The sequence below is a fragment of the Gemella sp. zg-570 genome (assembly GCF_018866345.1).
Lineage (GTDB): Bacteria > Bacillota > Bacilli > Staphylococcales > Gemellaceae > Gemelliphila.
Map to the genome: position 1 here is coordinate 43732 of NZ_CP076443.1, position 24605 is coordinate 68336.

Consider the following 24605-nt stretch of genomic DNA (forward strand, 5'->3'; position numbering starts at 1 on the left):
TGCTTTACTAGCTTTTATTAGCATTTTTATTTCTATCATTTTATTAATTAGCTAGCTAATAAAAATCTAAATTTTTTAATTAAAAATTTTTATCATACCAGCTAGCATAAAAACTTTCTACCAAAAAAGACCCGTCATAGGTCTTTTTATATTTCAACTATCTTGTCGCAAATAGATAGGGTGGATTTGTTGTGGGAAATTATAAGGATAATTTTATCCTTTTTTATTTTTTCCAATGTTTTTAGCAATTCAATTTCACTAAAGACATCTATATTGGCAGTTGCCTCATCTAAAATTAGTAATTTTGACTTGCTGTATAGGGAGCGGGTAGTTGATAGGCGTTGTTTTTGTCCAGAAGAGATATTACTACTACCTTCCCCAATTATTTCCTCTTCTTTTTTTGGCAGAGCTTGGACAAAATTTTTAAGATTGGTTGCCTCTAAACTGGCATATAAATTTTCATTATCAATTTTTTTATCAAAGAGGGCAATATTTTTTGCCAAAGTTGTATTAAACATATAAGTATCCTGCATAATGATAGAGGAATTTTTTCTGAAATAGGTATTGTCTATCTTAGAAATATCGACACCGTCTATTTTTATCTGACCATCCTCAAGGGGGAGGAACTTCATTATTAATTTTGCCAGGGTAGATTTTCCCCTACCACTGTCGCCAACAAGACCGACAATTTGCCCCTTTTTAGCAGAAAAACTTAGGTTATCTATTATTTTTTTCTTGCCGTAACTAAAGTTAAGTTTATCAACTTTTAATTCCTTGAAGTCAACTATATTACCAGAGTTTTCCTCTTCTTCAGCTAGGTTTATCAGTTCTAAAAATCTTTTTCCTGCTGCCATTGTTGGACTAAGGGTAGAAGCTAGATTCCCCATATAAAATATAGGGGTAAATGAGACTATAAACATAGCGACAAGGGCTATTATTGTATTTGTATCACTTAGATGTTTTTTTGCGGCAAATATAAAGGATATGACAGCCAAATTATAAATTAGCATATTTATAAAGTTAAGATTTATTTGAAAAAGATTTTTTCTATAAGAGCTACTAGTTAGGGCGTCAGTTTCTTTATTTAGTTTCTCTTTAACGGCATCTATTTTTTGGTATTGGATACTTTCAAATATAGAATAGGCTTCTTCCTTAGAGTTCTTATTTATATCTGCCAGCTGCTTGCGGTAATTATCGCCGTAGCTCTGAGCCGAATTTTTAAAAATCAGGGGCAGGGCAAGACCCATTATTAGATATATGATTAGGGGAAGCAAGGCTAATTTCAGACTAAAGAAAGCTAAGAATGTGGTTAGCACAAAGGTTTGGACTAAAAATATAAAAAATGGGCTTATGGTATGGGCATAAAAAACTTCTAATATTTCTATATCGTTAGTAATGACTGTCATGTAGTCGCCAGAATTATTTTTTAGAAACTTGTCTAGGGATATTTTTTTGAATTTTTCTAAAACCTTGATACGTAAAATGTGGAGTATCTTAAAGGCTACGTAGTGATTTAAAAGTTGTTCTGCATAGGCTGAAAACCCTTTGATAAAGGCTAGCAAAAAGGCTAAGACAGCCAGCAGGTAAACAGACCAGCCCCTGTTTAAAAAGATTAGGGCTAATAGAAATGTAAAGACAAGAAGACTGATGTGGGCAAGAGAACCGAAAATAGTTGCTTTTATTAGGGGTTTTTTAAGTTCTTTTGTTAAATTTAGTAATTGTTTTAAACTAGCTAGTGATGTCATTATTCTACCTCCCTTGCAAGAAATTTATTTTTTAGACTAGTTTGTTCTTTGGATAGGTTGGCATAAAGATTATTCTTATTAATAAGTTCTATATGGGCACCCTCTTCTAAAATTTTTCCGTCCTTTAGAACATATATCTTGTCGCAGTCTTTAGTAACTTCTAAGTCGTGAGAAATAATAAGTATGATTTTATCCTTGCTGATACTATCAAAGGCAGCTAGGACAGATTTTTTGCTATAATCATCAATGTTGGATACAGACTCATCAAGAATATAGATATAGGAATTTTTTAGTATGGCTTTGGCCGCCAAAAGTCTTTGCCTTTGCCCTCCTGAAAGGTTAGATGCACCCTCTGCTAATTTATAGTCTAAACCTCCATTTTCTAAGACTAGGTCTTTTAGATTTACTTTTTCTAAAACTTCAAACATTTCATCTTCGCTAATGTTTTCATTAACTGCTAGATGATTACGGATAGTGTCTGCATTAAGATAGCTATCACTTGTAATAAGCGTTATAATTTTTGCTAATTCTTTAAAGTCTACATCTGCCAAATTATAGTCGGCGTATTTTACAAAACCTTTTTGCACCCTTTTTAAGCCCAGTAAAAGTTTTATAAGTGTAGATTTTCCAGAACCACTTTCACCAACAAGGGCAATTTTTTCTGACTTTCTAAAAGTCATATTTATATTTTTTAAAATTTTTTTCTTGTTGTCATAAGCAAAGTCAACATTATTAATATTTATATCATAACCGGGAGCAAGTCTGATATTTTTATCTTTTTCATCTTCTTTGTAGTCCAGGAGTTTATAAATGTTTTCTAGTTCGACACTAGCCTTCATAGAAATATGGAATAGTCCGCCCATAGCTCGCAAGGGCTTAAAGCATTCAAAACTGGCAACAATAACAAAGATAATAAAAATAGGATTATCCAAAGTCAAGATGGCAATAATAGACATAATAAAAATAGAAAGATAGGTAATAGCGTCCATTACATTGATAGAATTTAGCTGGTGTTTTAAGAGTTGCATTGTAGACTGGCGATAATTTAAACTAAGTTTATCAACTTCACGGCTGACATTAGCTTCTTTGCCATATATTTTTGCTACCGTAAAACCCTGCAACCTATCAAAAAACACTTCCGACAAGCTAAGAAAATCTGTAAAAGTTTTTTTGTTAGCTTTTTTTGATTTTTTAATAATAATCATAATTGATAGGGGTATTAAGGGATAGAGAATTAGCATGGCTACAGCAAGCCAAATACTAATAAAACCGTATATGACCAAAGACGATATAACTATAAGAGCTGTTGCGAAGATCTGGGGTATAAACTTATTAAAATATAATTCGATACTGACTATGGAAGAAGAATTCATAACCAGCAAGCTACTTGTCGAAACGGCCTCTGTATAGTTTAGGGATAACTTTTCTATCTTGTTATAAATTTCTGTACGCAACAAGTTGCGAACTTTTTTAGCAATTTCATGGGAAATTTTATTGTCAAAAAACATTGCCAAGTAGTAGACGATAAGGGCAAAAAGGCTTCTTAGTATAAATAGGGTAAGATAAGAAGAATCTGCATTTTTATTTATTAGTTTGAATAATAAGTCTACAAAATTGTAGGTAAGGTATAAAGAAGAAAGGAAAGTTAGAACCTTACAAAAGGCAATGAGATATACTTCATTTTTTATATAGAATAGAGCAAGGGCTCTTTTGTCAATTTTCATAGCTCCTCCTTAAGTTTAATTGATAATAATTATCAAATACTATTATATAAGAATATAATAAAAATTTCATGTAAAAATAACAAATTTTTCTAATATTTGCTAAAAAATAAGATTTATTCACATAATGTTCATATTTCATAAAATTTTTCCCTATCCTAAATTAAATATTATATAAAAAATTTATAATAGTATATAATTAAATTGAAAAAAGGAGGGAAAAAATGGTAAAAGTTTTATTTGTCTGCCTTGGCAATATATGTCGTTCACCCATGGCAGAAGCGGTATTTAGAAAAATGGTTGAAGAGGAGGGACTTAGCAAGCAGATAGAAATAGATTCAGCAGCAACAAGTTCTTGGGAGCATGGCAATCCCGTTCATCAGGGAACAAAAGAAAGGCTGGCAAGAGAAAATATTTCTGTTGCTGGTATGTACTCTCGCAGCTTAGAGGATAGAGATTTGGCTAATGACTATATAGTGGCTATGGACGAAAGCAATATAAAAAATATTCAAAAATTTATCGGTAAAAGACCTAGTGGGCAAGTGAAAATGCTACTAGAATATGCAGGACTTAAAAGAGGAATAGCAGACCCTTGGCACACTAAGGACTTTGACAAAACTTATGAAGATGTCTTTTTAGGTTGCAAGGCTCTACTTGACAAGATAAAAAAAGAATTATAAATATTTTTTGCTCTTTTATATAACTAAGTTAATAATATTAAATTTAAAGTTACAAAATTAGGAGGTTACTTGTTATTTATAAACAAGCTTTTCTTGATGATGTAACTTTTTATTTACTTAGATTTAAAATTTAAGAAAAATTATATATTAGCTTTTTATTTTAATAATTTTAAGTTACTTGCTATTTAAATATGGAAAAAATTTATGAGATTTACTTTTAAAATATTATTTTAAATTTATATTTTGATAGAAATTATATAGGGTAAGCTTTTAGTTTTTAGGGTAGATTTTTAAATTTTTGATATGCTAATAAGAAAAATTATATATTAGTTTTTTATTTTAATAATTTTAAGTTACTTGCTATTTAAATATGGAAAAAATTTATGTGATTTATTTTTAAAAAATATTATTTTAAATTTATATTTTTTCCAGAAAATATATAATATAACTTTTTGTTTCTAGACTAGTTTTTAAATTTTATGTTAGGGACTATCGCCATAAAATTTTTATTTAGCTTTTATCTTGCTTGAAAAAATTATATATTAGTTTTTTATTTTAATAATTTTAAGCTACTTACTATTTGAACATGGAAAAAATTTATGAGATTTAATTTTGAAAAGTTTGCTATCTAGTTATAATTTTTTGTATAAATGATTATAATTTCAAAAGTGTTAATTATATGGTACTTATAACATATATTTATTATATTAAAAGTTATAACTATATTAATATATTTAAGTCTAGTTGTATTAGTAAAGTTTACTTTTTGCTTTTAAATTTGATAATATTTATTTTTTGTGGCATAATATAAAAATACATAAATTAAATTATAAAATTCAAAAATATAAGGAGCAAAGATTTTGAATAAAAAAAGTTCTTTTAAAAAACCATTTACAGCCATAGCTTCTTTTTTTGGTATTTATAGGGCTAATGAGGGTGCTATATTTGCTGGAGTTTGTAAAGGAATTGCCAATAGGTTTGGCTATAAAGTAGTAAATGTAAGGACCTGTTGGTTCTTTAGTGTAATATTTTCTTTTGCTTTAACTGCTTTCTTTTATTACTTTTTAGCCTACAATTTACCCTTGGAAGATGGCAAGATTGATAATTATAAAAAAAGTGATGATTTTATTGATGTAAATAGTAGAGAAATATAAAAAATAATAGTTGTAAAATTTTACAGCTATTTTTTATTTTTTTAGTATTAATAAAAATTTTTTAGATAATAATTTATTTAGGTTCGTAAAAAATTTTAAATAAAAAATAGTGCAGATTTTTTATCCACACTATTTTTATATTAGTATAGTTCTTTTTCTTTGTAATTTAATTTGTCTAAGACTATTCTGTGTATTTCTGGAGTTCTGATACCAGGTTTTATTTCTCCCATAATAGAGTATAAACTATTGTTTATTAGCACAAGGGCATTACCACAATTTGGATTGAAATCTATATCACCTGGACTTGACCAAGTTTCTGTTTTGTGATTATAGAATAATAATTTTTTATTCCAGTTATAGTAGTCAAGTTCTTGGGTGAAATAAAATTTTCTAAATTCTTGTTTTTCTTCTCCTCTTAAGTGGGTAAGTTTATAGTTTGCTTCATCCCATCTTTCTTTTGCAAATCCACCTATTACTACCAAGGTGTCGTCATCAATTTTGGTGTAGCCAGCAGCGATAACTGAAATTTTCTCTCCGTCGATTTCAACATCTCCTATAGTTGTCCAAATTTTCTTTTTGATGTTGTACTTGTAGCCTTCTGTATAGGCTGTTTGATTAGCACCACCGAATACTACTATTTCGTCTCCGAAGATAGCTGATACTGAATGTTCTCTACCAGAAGCTGGGAATGATGGTAGTTCAATATTTTCTTTTGTAAAGATATTAAAGGAGAAAAATCTATTTGTATATTCTCCGTCTATGCAACCCAAACCGTAGTAGATGATACCGCCTTGAATGTGGGCAATACCCCTTTCTATGTTAAAAGGTAGATTTACATATTCTTGGAGGTGAAGCTTGTTGTTGATAACATTTATTTTTAAAATTCTATTACCACCAACATAGAAAAGCATATTGTTATATTCAACGGTAGAGCCGTAGGCTACTGGTCTTTCAAATTCTGTTTTGTCAATAATATGAAATGAATTTTCTATGGGTCTTATAAGGTATAGGAATTTATGGATTACCCTATCTCCGCCATCCAATACTGACTTGTAAGGGAAGTTTTCTCCGCCACCCAAAATAATTTTATTGTCTATAATGCCACACAGCATATTGGCAACACCAATATTTTTTTCATAACCCTGTGGGGCAGGGAGTTCTCCCACCTTAAAACTTTTTATTATATTAACCATTTACATAAATCTCCTTAGACTTCTATCTTTGGTAGTCTGCTTCTTCATCGACAAAGATGTGTAGGTTGGCATGTTGTTTTAAAACTGTACATGGTATAGAGGTAGAAACTTCTAAGTTAGATAATAATTCTTTTATAGCTTGTTTTTTATTTTTTCCGAATGCAAGTAGTATAATCATTTTTGCTTTCATAATGTCATTTATACCCATAGTTACAGCTTGTTTTGGTACAAGGTCTATATTGTTGTCGAAAAATCTTGAATTTGCTAAAATTGTTTCTTCTTTTAAATCCACAAGATGGACACCGATATCAAAAGGAGTATTGGGTTCGTTAAAACCGATATGACCGTTACTTCCCACACCCAATACTTGTATATCTATAATGCTATTATCTAAGAGATTTTGGTAATTTGCAATAGCTTTTTCTAAATTTTCTGCACTTGCGTCAGGGACATGAGTATTTTCTTTTTTTATATCAATATGGTCGAATAAGTTAGCTTCCATAAACTTGTGGTAAGATTCTGGATGGTCATAAGAAATACCTACATATTCATCTAGGTTAAATGATTTTACATCTTTATAAGAAAAACCGCCCTTATTATAATCTTCTATCATTGCCTTGTATAAGTCTCTGGGTGTATCACCCGTAGCAAGTCCTAGAGTTACGTTTGAACTTAAGTTTTTTTTCATTAGTTCAAAGGCAGCCACAGAAGCCTCTTTTTTTGTTTTATATACATTATATTGCATATTATTTCTCCTTATTAATAAAATTTATTTTTATATGTAACTTTCCCTCTTGCAAAGGTAGTTATTACTTCATAATCATTTGAAATTATTGTAAGGTCTGCATCGTAACCTACTTTTATTTTACCCTTTCTATCTCCGATACCTAGAAGGTTGGCTGGATTTTTGGTGCAGGCATTAATTGCGTATGTGATAGGAACTAATGCTTCTTCTACAACGACTTTTAAACTTTTTATGATGCTTGCAGTTGAGCCTGCTAGTCTACCGTCCTCACGAGTGGCACTACCGTCTTTATGCACGATAACTTTTTCGCCACCAAAAATATATTCTCCAGCACCCAAACCTTTAGCACTCATAGAGTCGCTTATTAAGATGCTACGTTCTTTTCCTTTGGCATTGAAGAAGATACTTATTGCTTCTGGTGTAGAGTGGATACCATCGCATATTAATTCTCCGTAGCTGTCATCTGAAAAATAGGCGTAACCTACTTGTCCCGGGTCTCTGTGGTGGAAACCTGTCATACCGTTATAAACGTGAGTTTGTGAGTTGGCTCCATTTGCAAAGGCTAGGGCAGTTTGTTTGTAGTTTGCAGATGAATGCCCCATGCTGACTTTTATACCTTGAGCGGCAAGATACTTAGTTAGTTTGTAGTCAGGGTCTAGGTCGCAGGCTAGGGTAATTAAGCGAATGTTGTTCTTACTAGCTACTTGAAATTTTTTAAATTGGTCTACACTAGGTTTGGCTAAACAAGATAGGGGTTGAGCTCCACGTTTTTCAACATCTAGGTAGGGACCTTCAAAGTGGATACCCAATATTTCAGCTCCCTCATAATCTTCAGCCATGAGGTCGGCTACATTTTTCACAGCCTTAGTTAAAACTTCTTCTGTTTGTGTTATGGTTGTTGGACAAAATGCTGTAACGCCCTCTTCACCAATATTCTTTGCCCACTTGCTAAGCCCTTCTTTGTCGGCGTCATTTGTATCGAAACCGTAAGCTCCGTGTGTGTGTATATCTATGAAACCGGGCAAGATTCTATTTGCTCCAAAGTCATAATCTACACTTTTATTTTCGTCGTATTCAAAGATAGAAGTTATTTTTCCGTCTATAATTTCTATGATTAGTGGTAAAAATTGACCAGATAGCCAAACTTTTTTACTTTTTATTAGCATATTTTTCCCTCATTTCCTTATCTATAATTAAAGCCCGAGAATTTCTCAGGCTTCAATCATATTATTTTTAGTAGGCTTTAAATTATATTTAACCTGAATATATTATAGGTTATAGTCTTCTACCAGTTTTTTTAGTTCTGGTAATTTTTCTGTGTCAAATTCTTTCATAGGTTTTTTGCAGTGTCCTGCATTTACACCCTTGATTTTTAGAATTTCTTTTAGAGTTTGATAAAGTCCTAGTTCAAGAACTTTTTCGATAAGGTCATTTGCTTTGTGTTGTAATTGGTAAGCTTCTTCAAGCTTACCTTCTTTAGCAAGGTGGAATATTTTTTTACTTAAGGCTCCTTGTACGTTAAATGTAGAACCGATAGCACCATCTACACCACTTACTGCAGCTTGAACAAGCATTTCATCAAATCCTGACCAAACTAACTTATCAGGGAATCTCTTTCTGAAACGTTCTAATTGGTAGAAGTCAGCGGCAGTGTATTTAACACCGATAACTTTTTCATTATCCAATAATTCTGCAAATTGGTCTAAACTAATTTTAACACCAGTTAAGAATGGAATGTAGTACAGAATCATTGTGTTGTCTGTTGCATTAAGTATTGTTTGGTAGTAGTGTTTTATTTCTTCGAATGAAAGTTGGTAGTAGAATGGAGTTACAGCTGATAGTGAGTCGTAACCCAATTCAGTTGTGAATTTAGCTAGTTCAACAGCTTCATTCAAATCAAGAGAGCCAACTTGAGCTATTAGTTTAACTTTATTTCCAGCCTCTTCTTTTGTGATTTCAAAAATACGTTTTTTAGTAGCGGTATTTAGTAAAAAATTTTCCCCACTACTTCCGTTTACATATAAACCATCAACTTTATTTACGTTGATATTGTAATTTATTACTTCTCTTAGCCCATCTTCTAATAGATTTCCCTCCTTATCAAATGGGACTAATAATGCAGAATAAACACCTTTTAAGTCTTTCATGAACAATCTCCTTATTTTTTAGAATTTAACACATTAAATTATTTTCATTTATATTGTATACTTTTTTTAATCTTATGTCAAGAAAAAATACGCTATCATTCTTTATTTTATAGAAAATAATACTAGCATAAATTTTTATTTTTGTGTATAATGATATTAAAATAACATATTAAATTTTAAGGAGGAAATTATGTATTTAGCTGTTGATGTTGGAGGAACAACTATTAAATTCGCAGTAGTAGATAAAGAAAAAAATATAATTTATAGACAAGTTGCAGATACTCCTGACAATGTGGAGAAAAAAATTACAGATCTTATAGTAGAAATTTCTAAGGAAATTAGAGGAAAATATTCTTTTGAAAAAGTTGGTATCTCATCAGCGGGTGTAATAGATACACTAAGGAAAAAAGTTATTTCTGCTACTCCTACTATAAAAAATTATATTGGAACTGATTTTGAAAAGGAAATCGGAGAAAAATTAGCCCTAGAAATTTTTGTAGATAATGATGTTAATTGTGCCTTGCGAGGAGAATTAATTAATGGTGTAGCCTGTGGTTTAGAAGAAGTATTTTGCGTAGCCCTGGGAACAGGTATAGGTGGAGCCTACTATGCTAAAGAAATTTTGACTGGTTCTAATTTTGGAGCCGGCGAAGTAGGGAGAAGTCTTTATGACCCTAAAACTAAAACTACTTATGAACAGCGAGCTTCTACCATAGCCCTGGCTAATAAAATAAAGGCAGAATATGACGACAATTTAAGTGTTAAAGATTTTTTTGTTGAATGTAGAAATGAAAATAAAGACTGTCTTAGAATACTTGATGAGTGGCTAGAAGAGTTGGCACTAGGCTTGGTTAATATTTTATTTATACTAGATCCAAAATATGTGGTTATAGGTGGTGCAATATCTAAGCAGGGAGAATATATTATCAATCTTATAGAAAGAAAAGTAAGAGAGCTTAATTCTATAAAAACAAATAAAACTAAATTTTTAGTAGCACAGCTAGATAATGATGCAGCTCTTTATGGAGCTATAAGTCCATTTTTTAATTAGGAGTTTTTATGTTTTTAGAAGATTACAAGGGAGCTTATCCCAGACCAGATGATTTTGATACTTATTGGGACAAGCAACTAAAATTTATTGAAAGTATACCATTAAAATATAATTTAGAGAGGGCAGAAGAATATAATTTTTCTGATATAGAGTATTTTCATCTAACTTTTGAAAGTTTTGACGGTGCTAGCATATATTCCAAGTTAATAAAACCAAAAACTTCTAAAAAGTTACCAGCCCTATTTTATTTCCACGGTTATCCAGGTTGTAGCAGAAATTGGTTTAAAAAAAGTGCTTTTTGTTCTTTAGGCTATGCATCTTTTGCTATGGATTTCCGCGGTCAAGGTGGGAGGAGTGAAGATATTGGAGGAATTAAGGGCACAACAGTAGCAGGTCATATAGTAGCAGGCTTAGATGATAGCTTAGATAATATGCTTTATCGTAAAAATATTTTAGATGTGTGTTTACTTATTAGGATAGCAAAAGACTTAGATTTTATTGATGAAAATAATATAAATTGTGCTGGTGGTTCTCAAGGTGGAGCTTTTTCTGTGATTTGTGCAGGCTTAAATCCTGATATAAAAAAATGTATTATTCAATATCCTTTCTTGTCAGATATGAAAAAAGTATATGACATGGATTTAGACTTGCTAGCCTACGAAGGTTTACGCTATTATGCCCGTTGGTTCAACAACACTGGCGAGCATGACGAAAAATTTTTCAAAAGACTAGCCTACATAGATACGAAAAATTTTGCTCCTAGGATAAAAGCAGATGTTCTTTTTGCAGGAAGCAAAATAGATTTAGTTTGTCCTATACCTACCCAATATGCAGTTTATAATAATATCAAGAGTAAGAAAAAAATGATTTTATATAAAAAATTTGCCCATGAGAGAATGCCAGATTTTAATGACAAAATGCTAGAATTTTTATTGGCAAACAATAAAGGGGTGTAAAATGGAATTACAATACAAAAGAGAATTTACTTATAATAAAACAAATATTTTAGAGGGGCATCCTAGTGCTGACTGTTACGGACTTAGTTTTTTAGCAGGAGATAATTCTAATATCTATGCAGACTTATTCCTTCCTAAAGGGGAAGTAAAGGCGGTAGTTTTAGAAGTTGCTGACTACAAGATAGCACCTAAAGATTACCTAAACTTGAGTAGATACGCCTTACATGGTTACGCCGTATGCTCTTTACACGTTAGGGGTCAAATCGGGAAAAGTAGCAATGAGCAAAGCTGGTCTATCTATGCACCTTTTTTAGAAAATGATTATTTCTTAAATCTTTATCAAGATACTTTAGACTTAGTAAGTATTTTAGAAAAAGAATTTTCTTCAAAAAAAATATACGGCTTTGGAGTAGGTCAGGGTGCTGCATGTCTAGCTGTTGCAAGTGCAGTTAGTAAAAAAATAGATAAATTGTTTATCGCTAATATCGATAACTGTGATTTTGAAACTATTGTAGTTGAAGATAAGGATACAGGTTATTACGAACCGCTAAGAAATTATCTACGCTACAACATTGAAAAAGAAGATGAAATGTTTAAGTCTTTAGAAAAAATAGATGTTTTAAGCTATGCAAAAGATATAGAAGCGGAAGTTTATTACGGGCAGTCTGGTTTAAATCCAGTAACGCCACTAGCTTGTCAAAATAAATTTTTTGATATGCTGGCAAGTAAAAAAGAAATTAAAAAATATCGCAAGTTTGAAAAAGAAGTTTTACAAGAACACTTTTTTGATGAGTATGTGCTTAGAAATTTAGCCCAAGATTAAAAATATAGATAGCAAAAAAGCAGAGTAAATTTTACTCTGCTTTTTTTATTCTTCTTCACCCTCTTCAAATTGTGAGTTATAAAGTTCGGCATAGAAACCATTTTGTTCAATCAGTTCATCGTGGTTACCCTGTTCGATAATATTACCCTCACGCATAACCAGTATTAAGTCTGCATTTTTAATGGTTGAAAGTCTGTGGGCTATAACGAAAGATGTACGTCCTTTCATCAATGTATCCATGGCATTTTGAATTATTTGTTCTGTACGAGTATCCACAGATGATGTAGCTTCATCAAGTATTAGAAGTGGTGAATTTTTTAGTAGGGCTCTAGCAATAGTTATTAGCTGTCTTTGTCCTACTGAAAGGCTATTAGTATCGTTTAGGATAGTATCATAACCATTGGGTAAAGTTTTGATGTAGTGATGAACGCCGACTGCTTTTGTAGCTTTTTTAACATCTTCATCAGAAATATTTTTTTGGTTATAAACTAGGTTATCACGGACACTTCCTTCAAATAACCAAGTATCTTGAAGAACCATAGAAAAAGCGTCGTGGATTTCAGCCCTGCTCATATTTTTAATATCGACACCATCTATTTCTATTGACCCCTTATTAATTTCATAGAATTTCATTAATAGGTTTACTATGGTAGTTTTACCAGCTCCAGTTGGACCTACTATGGCGATTTTTTGCCCGGCATTTGCTTTTGCTGTGAAATTATGAATTATTGTTTTTTCCTCGCTATAACCGAATGAAACATTTTTAAATTCTACATTTCCTTTGATATGGTCTAATTGACGTTTTTTGTCGCTGTCATCTTGCATATCTTTTTCTTCTAAAAATTCAAAAATACGACCCATGGCTGCACTGGCAGATTGCATTTGTGTTCCAGCTTGGGCAAGTTGTGATAGGGGTTGTGAAAAAATACGCACATAGGTCATAAAGGCTACGATATGGCCTATTGTAATCTTGCCGTCAATAACCAAGATTGCACCCACGACACAGACCATAACATAACCGAAGTTGCCTATAAATATCATCATGGGCATCATGATACCAGATATAAATTGAGATTTCCACATAGTTTTATGGAGTTTGCTATTTAGTTTATTAAATTCACTGCTACTTTGATTTATAGCGTTGTAGCTAGTTACAACATTATGACCAGAATAAATTTCCTCTATATAACCATTTACTAGGGCAAGGTTAGTTTGCTGTTTTTTAAAGATTTTTTGCGATGAAATCATAATTATTACAGACAAGGCAAAACCGATAAAAACAGAACCGATTGCAGTCATAGCCATAGTAAAATTAGTTTTAATCATCATAAATACTGCACCCAAAATTAGTATTGTTGATGAAATAATTGGTGATAAACTTTGATTTAAAGACTGGCTAGCCGTATCAACATCATTGGTAACACGAGATAGGGTATCTCCTTGTGAATGAGAATCAAAGTATTTTAGGGGTAGACTATTTATTTTTTTCGAGATAAGTTTACGCAGTCTATTACTAAATTTCTGAACAATGGTTGCAATTATAAAACTTTGAGCGTAGCCTGCAAGTGCCGATATTGAATAGAGAATTGTTAAAAATATGGCTATATTTACAACTTTGTCTATATCAATATTAGAAAAAGTTCCGTCGCTGTTAATTTTTATTCCCTCTACTATAAGATTGGTAATTTCTTTTAATTTTTCGGGACCAATTGCTGTCGTAACGGCAGAAACAATAGCTAAAATACTAGCGACAATAAATCCTAATTGGAAGCCTTGTGTATGGTTTTTTAATTTTCCAAAGAAAGAAGTATTATTTTTTTTCATGTTCTAATTCCTCCTTAGATAATTGAGAGTAGGCAATTTCTTGGTAGACCTTGTTAGTTTTTAATAGTTCCTCATGAGTGCCACGACCAACAACCCTACCTTCTTCTAAAACGATAATTAAATCTGCATCAATAATAGTAGAAATTCTTTGTGCTACTATTAATTTTGTCGTATCTTTTGTTTTTTCTTTGAGTTGTTCACGCAGAATTTTATCTGTTTTATAGTCAAGTGCTGAGAATGAATCGTCAAAAATTAAAATTTCCGGTTTTCTTGCCAAGGCACGAGCTATAGCTAAACGTTGACGTTGACCGCCTGAAAAATTAGTTCCACCCTGAGCAACGTGGGCATTCAAACCATCTTCTTTAGCTTCAACAAAGTTTTTACTCTGGGCTAATTCAAGGGCTGTCCAAATAGCCTCATCACTTAGATTTTCTTGCTTACTAGTTCCCATTTGTATATTGGATTTTACACTACCACTAAATAGGACTGCTTTTTGTGGTATGTATCCTATTATGTTGTGTAAATCTTCTTTTGAATAATTTTTAATATCACTGCCATTAATTTTTATTTGACCACTCGTTGCGTCATAAAATCTTGGAACAAGATTAATCAAGGTTGATTTACCCGAACCAGTAGAACCTATAAAGGCAACAGTTTGACCTTTTTCGGCTTTAAAAGATACATTTTCAAGGACAGCTTCTGAATTTTCAGAATATCTGAAGCTAACATTACTAAATTCTACAGTGGCTTTTTCTTGAGAATGTTTTTGTGTATTTTTGTTAAATTTAATAGAACTTGTAGTTTCCAAAACTTCATTAATTCTTTTGGCAGAAACTATGGCTCTTGGTAAAATCATAAAGACTACCAGCATAAGCATAAAACCTATTACTACCAACATTGCATAAGATGAGAATACTATCATATCAGAAAATATTGCTAGTTTTTCACGCAGGGCAGGTTCTATCTTGCTAGGGTCTTGGGGTATCTTAATATCATTTATTAAGAAAGCACCAATCCAATATATAGCTAAAGTCAAACCACTAGATATTGATAACATTACGGGGTTCATAACAGATAAAATTCTAGTAACAAATAAGTTTAGTCTTGTAACATCATCATTAGTTTTTTGGAATTTTTCTTCTTGATAACCTTCGGCATTATAGGCACGAACAACACGGATACCAGTTAATGATTCTCTAGTGATTAAGTTTAAGTTGTCTGTCATCTTTTGAATAATTCTTTGCTTAGGAAAGACTAAAGTTAGTAATATGGCAATAACAAAAACTAGAAAAGCAACTGCAACGGCTGTTGCCCACATCCATTCAACAACACCCTTGCCAGCTATTTTAGTCATAGCCCAAATAGCCATGATAGGACCTTTTGTTACAACCTGTAAGCCTATTGTTATTAAAATTTGAATTTGAGTAATATCATTTGTAGACCTTGTTAATAAACTAGGAATACCGAATTTTTTAATTTCTGTTTCTGAATAGTCTAGTATATTATGAAATATCTCTGAACGTATTCTGCTTGTAAATGAAGCGGCAACTCTTGCTGAGAAAAAACCTACTACAACAGAAGCTATAAAACTTAATAAAGAATAGTAGAGCATTTTCATTCCTGGACTGTGAATACTAAATGAAAAAATATCATTTGCACTTGTGCCAGGAGTACCCAGTAGGGTTGTTATCTCTGACATAAATGCTGGTATTTCCAATTCTAGCCAAACATTAGCACAAACAAAAGCTACCGATATTAGAACAAATAGTAGTTCTGTTTTTGTCAATTTTTTTAATAATTTAAACATCGCTGTTCTCCTCTTTTGAAATATTTTCAGCTAATTGTTTTAAAACTTTTTTTGTAATTAGCCAATCATCTTTTGAAATATCTTTACCCAATACGCTATGAACATCGGCTGTAAATAGAAGTAGGTTAGGTATTTTATTTTCTGCATAGCTTGTTAAGACAACTTGCTTATAACGTCTATCTTTTTTTGATGGAATAATTTCTATAAAATTATTTTTTTCCATACGTTTAAGTAAGTTGCTAGTTACTGACTTTGTCATATCGAATTTTTTTTCTATATCCTTAACAAAAATTTTTTTGTCCTTATTTTTGTATAGATAATAGAGTACTTTTCCTTGAGGTCCTGCCAAATTTTCTACGTCATATAACTTGGCTTTTTTTGTACAGTACTTTTCAAGGTCGTTTAATAATTTTTTTATGTTAGATAAATTATTTTCCACAACACCCTCCAAAATAGTTAGCGTGGAAACTATTTTACTACTAATAATTTTTCTTGTCAATATAAAAGTTTTCATGAGAACTAATTTTTTAATAAATTAAAATTTAAAAAAGTATTGATTAGTTTTTCTAATCAATACTTTTGTTTTTTATAATTTGGTATTTTTATATCTCTAACATCTATTTTTCCTGTAACTACATCAGAAATTAAACTTTGTTTTAGTTCTTGTAGATTTTGGATTTGACTTTCTAAATAAGCTAATAAGTTATCAAATTTATTTTCTATATTTTTAATTTTTATAACTACTTTTTCTTGAGTATGAATATCTGGATAAAAAAATTCAAAATTATAAAAATCTCTTTGATATAGGTGAATTATTGTAGCAACACCTAAATTTAAATTATTAAACCATTCTTTGAATATATCACTTTTTAATACATAATAAAGATATTCTTTAGTAACAATAGTGTCTTTAAAAAATTCTATTTTCATAATTCCTGAATTAAGTGTAGCTTTTTCTTTTAAATTTTTAACAAGTGCCAATTTCCCCACTGTTCCATCTTTTGTTATCAATAAATCATCATTTTTTATCTGAATATTTTTATTTTGTTCCCACCTGAAATAAGGAACTCGGACACAAGTTTCATAATTTATTTCTCCATTTTTAAAATCAGTTCCAGTAATAAGTAATATTCCCTTATCACTGTATTCACCCGAATTTAAGCCTTGCCAACCAATTCTTCCAAATAAATTGCAAAAATATTTTATTTTAATCTTATTTCCATTTTCTACTTTTATTAATTTATTTATTAGTCTATTTTTTAATTTTTCAATTTCTTTTATCTTCCTCTTCTCTAACTCTATCAACCTATCTATTTCATTTATTTTCCAATCAAGAAAGTTGGCTATTTGGGTTTGTTCAGATAGTGGGGGGATAGGTAAAATTATATTTTTCATTAATTGAAAATTTGTACTCCATAAATCTGCCACAATGCCCTTTCCATTTCTGTAAAATTCTTCTTGAAACGGAATAGATTTTAATAAATAATGTATAAACTTGGGGTATGCATTCTTTATAATTAATACAATATTAATTAATGATACAGAACCATCATAACAACTTAATCCTGAAGACCCTTTTCTGTCTGAACGACCATTTATAACAAAATCATTCTTAAGCACCTTTTTTCTATTATCTCCATCGTTTGTTTTAGCAACATTTTCAAGTTGTTTATATATACCATTTTTTGTTACCGATAACGCTGGGAAATCTTTATCTGATACTTTTTCTTTTCTTTCATAAAAAATTTCTCTAATTTGTTTTAATTCCCACCCCTCTGGCACTTCCTTTAACCAGGGCAGTTTTATTTCTTTGTATTTCTCATACTTTTTCATCTATTCTCCTGTTTTATTTTGCTTACTTATTTTTGTTTTTATTTTTTTATATAATATTTTGCTAGGTTTTATTATAGCATACTATATTTTCTCTTACCATATGAAAAAAATTCAAAAGTGTAAAAATATTCACTATAAATTATTTTTGTTGTTCTTTGCATCCTTACTAATTATTATATAGCTAATAAAAAAAACACTCCAGAAATTAGATTTTTTTCTAACTTCTGGAGTGAAATTTAGATATTAAATTATAGAATTTTTTATTTTTTCTTTAATTTTTCTATAAGCTAGTACAATTAAATTCATAATTATACTAGAAAATACTATTGGCATATATACCGATAAAAATGATATACCTACTTCTTGACCTTTAATCATACCCAAATATATTCCAGCAGCTAGGAGTATAATAGCTACTGCATTTACAATTAGAGGAGATAACCACAATTTTTTAAATGCAACATTAAGCATGTGTGTTACAAACCATGAACCGAGTATATACCATTTGCTGTATGTGTACCAATAAGCCATAAGATAAAGTATAGTCATTATAGCTCTGCCACAAATCTTTTAGCTATTTCTAAAGGACGAGTTATTGCTCCACCAACCACAACGCAGTGAGCACCTGCATCTAGGGCAGCTCTTAACTCTTTTGGTTCATGTATTTTTCCTTCAGCTATAATCGGTATATTAACATTTGCTTTAATACTAGCTAGAAAATCTGGGTCGAATTTTTTAGAATCAGCTGTGTAAGGAGTGTAGCCATTCATAGTTGTACCTACACAATCAACACCAGCTTTTTCTGCATTAATAGCTTCTTCCAAATTAGAAATATCAGCCATAAGAACTACGTCTGGATATTTTGTCTTGATTTCTTTTATAAATTCATTAACAGTTTTTCCATCGCCACGTTGTCTAAGAGTACAATCTAGGGCTATTATATCAGAACCTGCTTCAACAAGAGCGTCTACTTCTTCCATAGTAGCAGTAATGTACGAGTCGTAGCCTGGATATGATTTTTTTATAATCCCTATAACAGGTAGCTTAACATAGTCTTTAATTTGAACAATATCTACTATTCCTTGGGCACGTATAGCTATGGCACCAGCTTCTTTTGCTGCTTGAGCCATAAGCATCATAACGCCACCTTCTTTTCTGTATAGGGGTTCTCCTTCTAATGCTTGGCAAGAAACTATTAATCCACCTTTTAAGTAGTCGAATAATTGTTCTTTTTTCATATTTTATCCTTTCACCGCTCCTAATGTAACACCTTGAGTAAAGTAATTTTGGAAACAAATAAATACTATAATCATAGGTAAAGAAGCTAGGGTAGCTCCTGCCATTAGTAGTCCGTAGTCATTTGAAAATTCTTGACCTTGTGCTAAGGCTGCAAGCCCAAGAGGTAGGGTAGACATTTCTGGTGTGTTAGAGAAGATTAATTGTGAGAAGTAATCGTTCCAACTAGAAATGAATGTAAATATTGCTAAGGCTCCAATACCAGGTTTGATAATTGGTAGGGCTATATTAGTAAATGTTCTTAATTCACCACAACCATCTATTCTTGCTGATTCAAGTAATTCTTTCGGTATTGATTGAGAGAATTGACGCATTAGGAATACCCCAAACGGCCAACCAACAGCTGGTAAAATTAGAGCATAGTATGTGTTCATCAGACCAAATTCAGTAATTAAGTTTAATAAAGGAATTAATATTACTTGTTTTGGTAGTGCCATAGCGGCAACAAAAATCATGAATATAATCTTAACTCCAGGAAATTCTTTTTTAGCTAAAGCGTATCCTGCTAGTGCAGAAGTAGCACATACTAGAAAAGTAGTTGCTATTGATACAAAAACTGAGTTAAAGAACCAACGTAGAGTTAGTGGTGTGAAAAGTTTTGTATAGTTATCAAGTATAGGCTGGCTAGGCCACCATTCTGGCGGAATAGATATTGCAACATCTTGAAGTTTAAATGAACCTGATGCTATCCAGTAGAATGGGAATATAAAGAATACTGTCAAGCCTAGTAATATAATCATTGATACTATTTTAAAAATACTTATTTTCTCTTTCATTATTTTCCCTCCTAATCGTTATCTGTTGATAGGAATTTGAATTGTAAGATAGATATAATTCCTATGACAATAGCTAAAATAATACCCATTGCAGAAGCAATACCATGGTCACCATTTTTGATTGCTGCTTCATAAACTAGGTACATGATTGTACTTGTTCCGTAGTTTGGACCACCAGCTGTTAAAAGTTGGATGAGTGCGAAACATTGGAAAGAGTTTATCGTAGTAACAACCACTATATAAAGTGTTGTTGGCATAATAAGTGGCCAAGTTATTTTTCTAAAAACTTGCCATTTAGTAGCCCCATCAATTTCAGCTGCTTCTAATAATTCTTTCGGCACGTTACCCAATGCTGCAACATAAAGTATGATTGGTTGGCCCAAAGAAGTAGTTATCAATATAGTGATAATTGCATATAGGGCTGTATTTGGATTCCCTAGCCAGTCAACATTTTTACTTATAATACCTGCTGAGTTAAATAGGTAGTTTAAAATACCATATTGTGGGTGATAAATCCATGCCCAAACTACCGTAACAGAAACTACAGAAGAGATAGCTGGTATATAGAATACACCACGGAAGAATGACCTTACAGTTGCGTGTTTATTATATATTGTTACCGCAACAAAAATCGAAACTAATACTACGATAGGAACTGCCACTGCAGTTATTATGACAGTATTAACTAAAGATTTCATAAAAGGTTCGTGAATAGTAGCCCCATTACTACTAAAAAGTAAGTCTGCATATTGTTTAAATCCTACGAAAACAGGATTTCGTTTAGAGAAACTGAATAGTGATAACTCAAGCCCACGAATCATAGGAACTAAAACGAATGTAATAAAGAAAATACAAACAGGTAGGATGAACAAGTATGCACTATAATCTATGCGTTTTTTATTTACTGTTGCTTTTTTCATGTTGTCTCCTTTAAATTTTTAAAATTAGTTTTAATTACTTTTCTAAAAGAATAGACAATTCTGTATCTACATCGAAGAAATGAGCTCTATTCATGTCAAGAGCAAATTTTATTTCATCTCCCATTTTAATATTTTGTCTAGAATGGACTATTGCTTTTATATCTTCCCCGTTAATTTCAGTATGAACAATATATTCAGAACCCAACAATTCAGCAACTATTACTTTTGAAGTTATTGTTGCATGGCTGTAAGTTTCTAAAACTAGGGGGTCATTAGAAATATTTTCTGGTCTAATACCTAAAACAACTTCCTTTCCTTCATAACCTTTTTCTATTAACTTATTACGCATAGCTTCAGGTATTTCAATAGCAGTATTCCCCTTAGTTATAAAGTTACCTTCTGATATTTTACCGTGTAGGAAGTTCATTGTTGGGGCTCCGATAAATCCAGCAACGAAAAGATTTTCTGGTTCGTCATAGATTTCTTTTGGTTTACCTATTTGTTGAATGATCCCTTTTTTCATAACAACAATTCTGTCTGCCATTGTCATAGCTTCTGTTTGGTCGTGAGTTACATAAATAGTAGTAGCTCCAAGCGAGTTGTGAATTTTAATTATTTCAGCACGCATGTTTGAACGTAGTTTAGCATCCAGATTTGATAGTGGTTCGTCCATTAAGAATACTTTTGGAGAACGAACGATAGCACGTCCTAGAGCAACCCTTTGACGTTGACCACCTGATAGAGCCTTAGGTTTTCTGTCAAGTAACTCTTCAAGCCCTAAAATTTTAGCGGCTTCTTCAACCTTAGCTTTTATTTCATCTTTAGGAACTTTTCTAAGTTTCAAAGCGAAAGCCATATTTTCAAAAACTGTCATGTGAGGATAAAGAGCGTAAGATTGGAATACCATGGCTATATCACGGTCTTTTGGTTCCACATTATTTACCAATTTGTCCCCTATGTAGAATTCTCCTTCAGAAATATCTTCTAAACCTGCAATCATACGTAGAGTAGTAGATTTACCACATCCAGAAGGGCCTACAAAAACTATAAATTCTTTGTCTGCTACTTCCAGATTAAAATCTGTAACAGCAACAAAGCCGTTGTCATATTTCTTATAAATATTTTTTAAAGAAAGATTTACCATAAAAACCTCCGATAATTATAAAATAGATTATTTAATGTGTTAAATTTATAATACCATGTTATAGGCATTTTGTAAAGCGTTTTATTTGTGATTTTTAAAATTTTAAAAAGCCGTATTAAGGTTATGGTAGAGATTTATAAAAAGATATTATTTTTTGCATATAAAATATTAAGAAGTAATTTAATATGTTAAATTACTCCTTATTTTTTTATGTATTTTTTAGTTATTTATAAAATTTTTTATATTGCTTATAAGATAAAAATTTAATTAATATTAAATTCATTATAATTATGACTGATAAAAAATATTTTTATTTTAAAAATTTTAACGCTAATTATTTTATTTTTTATTTTTAAAATATTTGTAGATATTTAATTGTAATATAAAAATTCGCAGAAACTAAATTTAAAATAAATTAGTTTATAAAAAAACAGAAACTCAAATTTGAGTTTCTGTTTAATTTAAACTATTTTGCTTCTTCAATAGTTTTGTTAGCGTCATTAACGAACTTGTCTAATCCTGCTTTAGGAGTAGAAGTTCCGTTAAGTACACCTTGAACCATATTGAACCATAGCGGACGCATTTTAGCAAATCCAGGTATAGTGTTGTAGTATGGACCAAATTGTGGTGTTAGGCTTTCAGCAAATTTAAGTTCTTCTGAATCGTAAAGACCAGTTTCACCAACTTTGGCTGAGAAGTTACCAGAAGCTAATAGAGTACGTTTACCCCAATCCTTATCATTAACCATGAAGTCTACGAATTTTTTAGCTGCTTCTGCTCTGTTTGCATCTCCATTATCGAAGATAGCAGGACCAGCAACTAGGTATTCATAAGTAGCTTTTCCGCTGTTGTTAGGGAATGGTAAGAATTTAAAGTTAAATCCAGATGCATGCGATGATGATATCCCTGGTGAGAATAGGATAGTAGAAGCTGCTTGTCCAGATTTGAACGCTTCTAATGCGTCTTTAGCTTCAAGGGCAACACCTTGTCCTAAAAGACCTTCATCATAAGCTTTTTTAACCCACTCAAGCCCTTTAACACCTTTTTCATCGTTGATAGTGTATTTAGTTACATCTTTATCTGTAATCCAAGAACCGTAAAGGTTAGATACGAATGCACGTGGGCCTTGGTCGCCTGCTGCTGATTTAGTGTAGAATAAAGCAGGAGTTATACTTGGGTCTTTTTCCTTAACAGCTTTTAAGAATTTTTCGTATTCTTCAACTGTCCAGTTACGTCCTTCTTTTTTAAGCGGTAATAAATCAGTAACACCTAATTTATCTGTAAGGTCAAGGTTAACACCCATTAAGAATGGAGCAACACCTTGTGGATATAGGTACACTTTGTCTTTATAGCTAGATGCATTTACTGCAGCTGGAGCTAATTTAGACTTGTCAATATTATCGAATGGCACTAATAAATCTTTTGCTGCCCAAGCAATTACACGCCCAGGAGCGTCATATATGACATCTGGAGCTGTTTTTGATTGGATAGCTGTTTCGATTTTAGCTGGTCCATCAGTAAACTCAATTTTTTGATAGTTTACTTTAATATTTGGATATTTAGCTTCAAAAGCTTTGATTAATGCTGCGTCATATTCCTCTGTTGTTTTAAATTCACTGTCTTTTGTGAATTGAGGGAAGTTCCAGTATGTAATCTCAACTTTTGCATTAGGGTCAGCGGCTTTTTTATCATCTTTTTTTCCACCTACACACCCTGTAAGTAATACAGCTGAAGCAGCAGCTGCAGAAATAATTTTTAAAAATTTTTTACTCATAAACTGAGCCCCCTTTAGATATATTAAGATAAAAATTATTGCACTTAACGTGTTAAATTTATAATAGCACATTATTCAAAAAATGTAAAGCGTTTTTAATAATATTTTTTAATTGAATTACTAATTTTTAATTATTTATATTTTTTTATGAAAGCGTAGAAAAAAGTATTAGAAATTTCCTTTACAAATATATTCTAAAATGATAATATTATATTGATTATTTATAGGTGTTTACTATACATTCGGTGGTGATATAATGAAAAAATATGAAAAAATTATTAATAATATAATTTTAAAAATAGAAAGTGGCATCTTCAAAGAGGGTGAACAAATATATACAGAAAAAGAAATAAAAGATATTTATAATGTTAGTAGTACAACTGCGGTTAGGGTTTTAAATGACTTAGTAAGCAGCGGTTATATTTATAGGGTTCAGGGCAGGGGAAGTTTTGTTTGTAAAACCCTGGTAAATAAAAAAATATATTTTACAGAAAATAATAATTTTAAATATTATTTCAATCCAAAAAATATAGAAAAATCTAAGGTTCTTTCAGCAGAGATAATAGTTGATGAAGAAATATGTACAAAATTTTTAAAAATTAAGCCTCAAAAATTACTAAAAGTAAATCGTGTAAAATATATTGATACTATTAATTGGGCCTATCAAGTAAACTATATACCCATAAAATATCTTCCTAATATTGATACGGAAAATTTAGAAGATTTTAGTGAATTAGCAACTATGATTAGAAATAAATATCGTATAGATATTCATAAAGAAAAATTTAAAAAAACTATAAGTGTTACGGTAGGTCTTCCTAAAGAAGTAAAAGACTTGATTGCACCTGATAATGAACCGTGTTTTGAATTTGACAGACAAACATTCTTACCAAACGGAAAAATTTTTGAATATGTAAAAATTTATATTAACTACAAATATTACAAAATAGAAATACATGATTAAATTAATTAAGCAGAAATAAATATTTATTTCTGTTTTTTCTTTTCTATTAATA

Annotated in this window: 22 protein-coding genes; 6 read left to right on the forward strand and 16 right to left on the reverse strand. The window is 31.1% G+C overall.

Going from position 1 to position 24605, the window contains the following annotated elements:
* Positions 1–146 precede the first annotated feature (146 nt).
* Both KMP11_RS00195 and KMP11_RS00200 read right to left on the reverse strand, forming a co-directional pair.
* Complete coding sequence (locus tag KMP11_RS00195) at positions 147–1745, reverse strand: ABC transporter ATP-binding protein (protein WP_216279864.1); 1599 nt, start codon at positions 1743–1745, stop codon at positions 147–149.
* Positions 1745–3469, reverse strand: coding sequence for an ABC transporter ATP-binding protein/permease (locus KMP11_RS00200; RefSeq protein ID WP_216279865.1), 1725 nt, complete (start codon positions 3467–3469; stop codon positions 1745–1747). The genes KMP11_RS00195 and KMP11_RS00200 overlap by 1 nt, the downstream gene beginning before the upstream one ends.
* Before the next feature lie 221 nt (positions 3470–3690).
* Here KMP11_RS00200 and KMP11_RS00205 point away from each other — a divergent pair, with 221 nt between their 5' ends.
* Both KMP11_RS00205 and KMP11_RS00210 read left to right on the forward strand, forming a co-directional pair.
* Positions 3691–4146, forward strand: a complete 456-nt coding sequence (locus KMP11_RS00205) for a low molecular weight protein-tyrosine-phosphatase (protein WP_216279866.1) — start codon at positions 3691–3693, stop codon at positions 4144–4146.
* Between the two features lie 860 nt (positions 4147–5006).
* Positions 5007–5300: a PspC domain-containing protein gene (locus KMP11_RS00210; protein ID WP_215755898.1), complete on the forward strand. Its 294-nt coding sequence runs from the start codon at positions 5007–5009 to the stop codon at positions 5298–5300.
* A 140-nt stretch (positions 5301–5440) separates the two neighbouring features.
* Here KMP11_RS00210 and KMP11_RS00215 read toward each other — a convergent pair whose 3' ends face one another.
* From KMP11_RS00215 to KMP11_RS00230, 4 genes are all read right to left on the reverse strand, one after another.
* The gene (locus tag KMP11_RS00215) at positions 5441–6493 is read right to left on the reverse strand and encodes a cyclically-permuted mutarotase family protein (RefSeq protein ID WP_216279867.1); all 1053 of its coding nucleotides are present in this window, start codon (positions 6491–6493) and stop codon (positions 5441–5443) included.
* A 22-nt stretch (positions 6494–6515) separates the two neighbouring features.
* Entirely contained in the window at positions 6516–7238 is a 723-nt protein-coding gene (gene nagB / locus KMP11_RS00220) for a glucosamine-6-phosphate deaminase (RefSeq protein WP_216279868.1), read from the reverse strand.
* 14 nt (positions 7239–7252) lie between these two features.
* Positions 7253–8404 carry an N-acetylglucosamine-6-phosphate deacetylase gene (nagA, locus tag KMP11_RS00225; protein ID WP_216279869.1) on the reverse strand — a complete coding sequence of 384 codons (1152 nt, stop codon included), beginning with the start codon at positions 8402–8404 and terminating at the stop codon, positions 7253–7255.
* A gap of 102 nt (positions 8405–8506) precedes the next feature.
* Complete coding sequence (locus tag KMP11_RS00230) at positions 8507–9385, reverse strand: N-acetylneuraminate lyase (protein WP_216279870.1); 879 nt, start codon at positions 9383–9385, stop codon at positions 8507–8509.
* A 190-nt stretch (positions 9386–9575) separates the two neighbouring features.
* Here KMP11_RS00230 and KMP11_RS00235 point away from each other — a divergent pair, with 190 nt between their 5' ends.
* The 3 genes from KMP11_RS00235 to KMP11_RS00245 are packed head-to-tail and all read left to right on the forward strand — an operon-like array spanning position 9576 to position 12215.
* Positions 9576–10436, forward strand: a complete 861-nt coding sequence (locus tag KMP11_RS00235) for an ROK family protein (RefSeq protein ID WP_216279871.1) — start codon at positions 9576–9578, stop codon at positions 10434–10436.
* Positions 10437–10444: 8 nt separating this feature from the next.
* Positions 10445–11392: an acetylxylan esterase gene (locus KMP11_RS00240; RefSeq protein ID WP_216279872.1), complete on the forward strand. Its 948-nt coding sequence runs from the start codon at positions 10445–10447 to the stop codon at positions 11390–11392.
* 1 nt (position 11393) lies between these two features.
* Entirely contained in the window at positions 11394–12215 is an 822-nt protein-coding gene (locus tag KMP11_RS00245) for an acetylxylan esterase (RefSeq protein WP_216279873.1), read from the forward strand.
* Between the two features lie 45 nt (positions 12216–12260).
* Here the strand turns inward: KMP11_RS00245 and KMP11_RS00250 are convergent, their stop codons facing one another.
* The 10 genes from KMP11_RS00250 to KMP11_RS00295 form a co-directional block, all read right to left on the reverse strand.
* The gene (locus KMP11_RS00250) at positions 12261–14039 is read right to left on the reverse strand and encodes an ABC transporter ATP-binding protein (RefSeq protein WP_216279874.1); all 1779 of its coding nucleotides are present in this window, start codon (positions 14037–14039) and stop codon (positions 12261–12263) included.
* A complete protein-coding gene (locus KMP11_RS00255) occupies positions 14026–15846 on the reverse strand; it encodes an ABC transporter ATP-binding protein (protein WP_216279875.1) in 1821 nt (606 codons plus the stop codon). Before KMP11_RS00255 ends, KMP11_RS00250 begins: the two co-directional genes overlap by 14 nt.
* Positions 15839–16285 (reverse strand): MarR family winged helix-turn-helix transcriptional regulator, encoded by a 447-nt coding sequence (locus tag KMP11_RS00260; protein WP_216279876.1) that lies wholly within the window; start codon positions 16283–16285, stop codon positions 15839–15841. The genes KMP11_RS00255 and KMP11_RS00260 overlap by 8 nt, the downstream gene beginning before the upstream one ends.
* Before the next feature lie 131 nt (positions 16286–16416).
* Complete coding sequence (locus KMP11_RS00265) at positions 16417–17679, reverse strand: restriction endonuclease subunit S (protein ID WP_216279877.1); 1263 nt, start codon at positions 17677–17679, stop codon at positions 16417–16419.
* A gap of 243 nt (positions 17680–17922) precedes the next feature.
* Positions 17923–18228 (reverse strand): hypothetical protein, encoded by a 306-nt coding sequence (locus KMP11_RS00270; protein WP_215755886.1) that lies wholly within the window; start codon positions 18226–18228, stop codon positions 17923–17925.
* The gene (locus KMP11_RS00275) at positions 18228–18917 is read right to left on the reverse strand and encodes an N-acetylmannosamine-6-phosphate 2-epimerase (protein WP_216279878.1); all 690 of its coding nucleotides are present in this window, start codon (positions 18915–18917) and stop codon (positions 18228–18230) included. Before KMP11_RS00275 ends, KMP11_RS00270 begins: the two co-directional genes overlap by 1 nt.
* A gap of 3 nt (positions 18918–18920) precedes the next feature.
* Positions 18921–19751: a carbohydrate ABC transporter permease gene (locus KMP11_RS00280; RefSeq protein WP_216279879.1), complete on the reverse strand. Its 831-nt coding sequence runs from the start codon at positions 19749–19751 to the stop codon at positions 18921–18923.
* An 11-nt stretch (positions 19752–19762) separates the two neighbouring features.
* The gene (locus KMP11_RS00285; RefSeq protein ID WP_216279880.1) at positions 19763–20671 is read right to left on the reverse strand and encodes a carbohydrate ABC transporter permease; all 909 of its coding nucleotides are present in this window, start codon (positions 20669–20671) and stop codon (positions 19763–19765) included.
* A gap of 34 nt (positions 20672–20705) precedes the next feature.
* Positions 20706–21815 (reverse strand): ABC transporter ATP-binding protein, encoded by a 1110-nt coding sequence (locus KMP11_RS00290; protein WP_216279881.1) that lies wholly within the window; start codon positions 21813–21815, stop codon positions 20706–20708.
* Between the two features lie 466 nt (positions 21816–22281).
* Entirely contained in the window at positions 22282–23589 is a 1308-nt protein-coding gene (locus KMP11_RS00295; protein WP_215755881.1) for an ABC transporter substrate-binding protein, read from the reverse strand.
* A gap of 256 nt (positions 23590–23845) precedes the next feature.
* Between KMP11_RS00295 and KMP11_RS00300 the strand changes: the two genes are divergently transcribed.
* Positions 23846–24553, forward strand: coding sequence for a GntR family transcriptional regulator (locus KMP11_RS00300; protein ID WP_216279882.1), 708 nt, complete (start codon positions 23846–23848; stop codon positions 24551–24553).
* Positions 24554–24605 lie beyond the last annotated feature (52 nt).

Coding starts and splice junctions, on each gene's coding strand:
- KMP11_RS00200 (WP_216279865.1), bottom strand. CDS start 3,469: ATGAAAATTGACAAAAGAGCCCTTGCTCTATTCTATATAAAAAATGAA.
- KMP11_RS00290 (WP_216279881.1), bottom strand. CDS start 21,815: ATGGTAAATCTTTCTTTAAAAAATATTTATAAGAAATATGACAACGGC.
- nagA (WP_216279869.1), bottom strand. CDS start 8,404: ATGCTAATAAAAAGTAAAAAAGTTTGGCTATCTGGTCAATTTTTACCA.
- KMP11_RS00235 (WP_216279871.1), top strand. CDS start 9,576: ATGTATTTAGCTGTTGATGTTGGAGGAACAACTATTAAATTCGCAGTA.
- KMP11_RS00230 (WP_216279870.1), bottom strand. CDS start 9,385: ATGAAAGACTTAAAAGGTGTTTATTCTGCATTATTAGTCCCATTTGAT.
- KMP11_RS00255 (WP_216279875.1), bottom strand. CDS start 15,846: ATGTTTAAATTATTAAAAAAATTGACAAAAACAGAACTACTATTTGTT.
- KMP11_RS00295 (WP_215755881.1), bottom strand. CDS start 23,589: ATGAGTAAAAAATTTTTAAAAATTATTTCTGCAGCTGCTGCTTCAGCT.
- KMP11_RS00270 (WP_215755886.1), bottom strand. CDS start 18,228: ATGACTATACTTTATCTTATGGCTTATTGGTACACATACAGCAAATGG.
- KMP11_RS00245 (WP_216279873.1), top strand. CDS start 11,394: ATGGAATTACAATACAAAAGAGAATTTACTTATAATAAAACAAATATT.
- KMP11_RS00285 (WP_216279880.1), bottom strand. CDS start 20,671: ATGAAAAAAGCAACAGTAAATAAAAAACGCATAGATTATAGTGCATAC.
- KMP11_RS00275 (WP_216279878.1), bottom strand. CDS start 18,917: ATGAAAAAAGAACAATTATTCGACTACTTAAAAGGTGGATTAATAGTT.
- KMP11_RS00205 (WP_216279866.1), top strand. CDS start 3,691: ATGGTAAAAGTTTTATTTGTCTGCCTTGGCAATATATGTCGTTCACCC.
- KMP11_RS00215 (WP_216279867.1), bottom strand. CDS start 6,493: ATGGTTAATATAATAAAAAGTTTTAAGGTGGGAGAACTCCCTGCCCCA.
- KMP11_RS00280 (WP_216279879.1), bottom strand. CDS start 19,751: ATGAAAGAGAAAATAAGTATTTTTAAAATAGTATCAATGATTATATTA.
- KMP11_RS00250 (WP_216279874.1), bottom strand. CDS start 14,039: ATGAAAAAAAATAATACTTCTTTCTTTGGAAAATTAAAAAACCATACA.
- nagB (WP_216279868.1), bottom strand. CDS start 7,238: ATGCAATATAATGTATATAAAACAAAAAAAGAGGCTTCTGTGGCTGCC.
- KMP11_RS00240 (WP_216279872.1), top strand. CDS start 10,445: ATGTTTTTAGAAGATTACAAGGGAGCTTATCCCAGACCAGATGATTTT.
- KMP11_RS00300 (WP_216279882.1), top strand. CDS start 23,846: ATGAAAAAATATGAAAAAATTATTAATAATATAATTTTAAAAATAGAA.
- KMP11_RS00265 (WP_216279877.1), bottom strand. CDS start 17,679: ATGAAAAAGTATGAGAAATACAAAGAAATAAAACTGCCCTGGTTAAAG.
- KMP11_RS00195 (WP_216279864.1), bottom strand. CDS start 1,745: ATGACATCACTAGCTAGTTTAAAACAATTACTAAATTTAACAAAAGAA.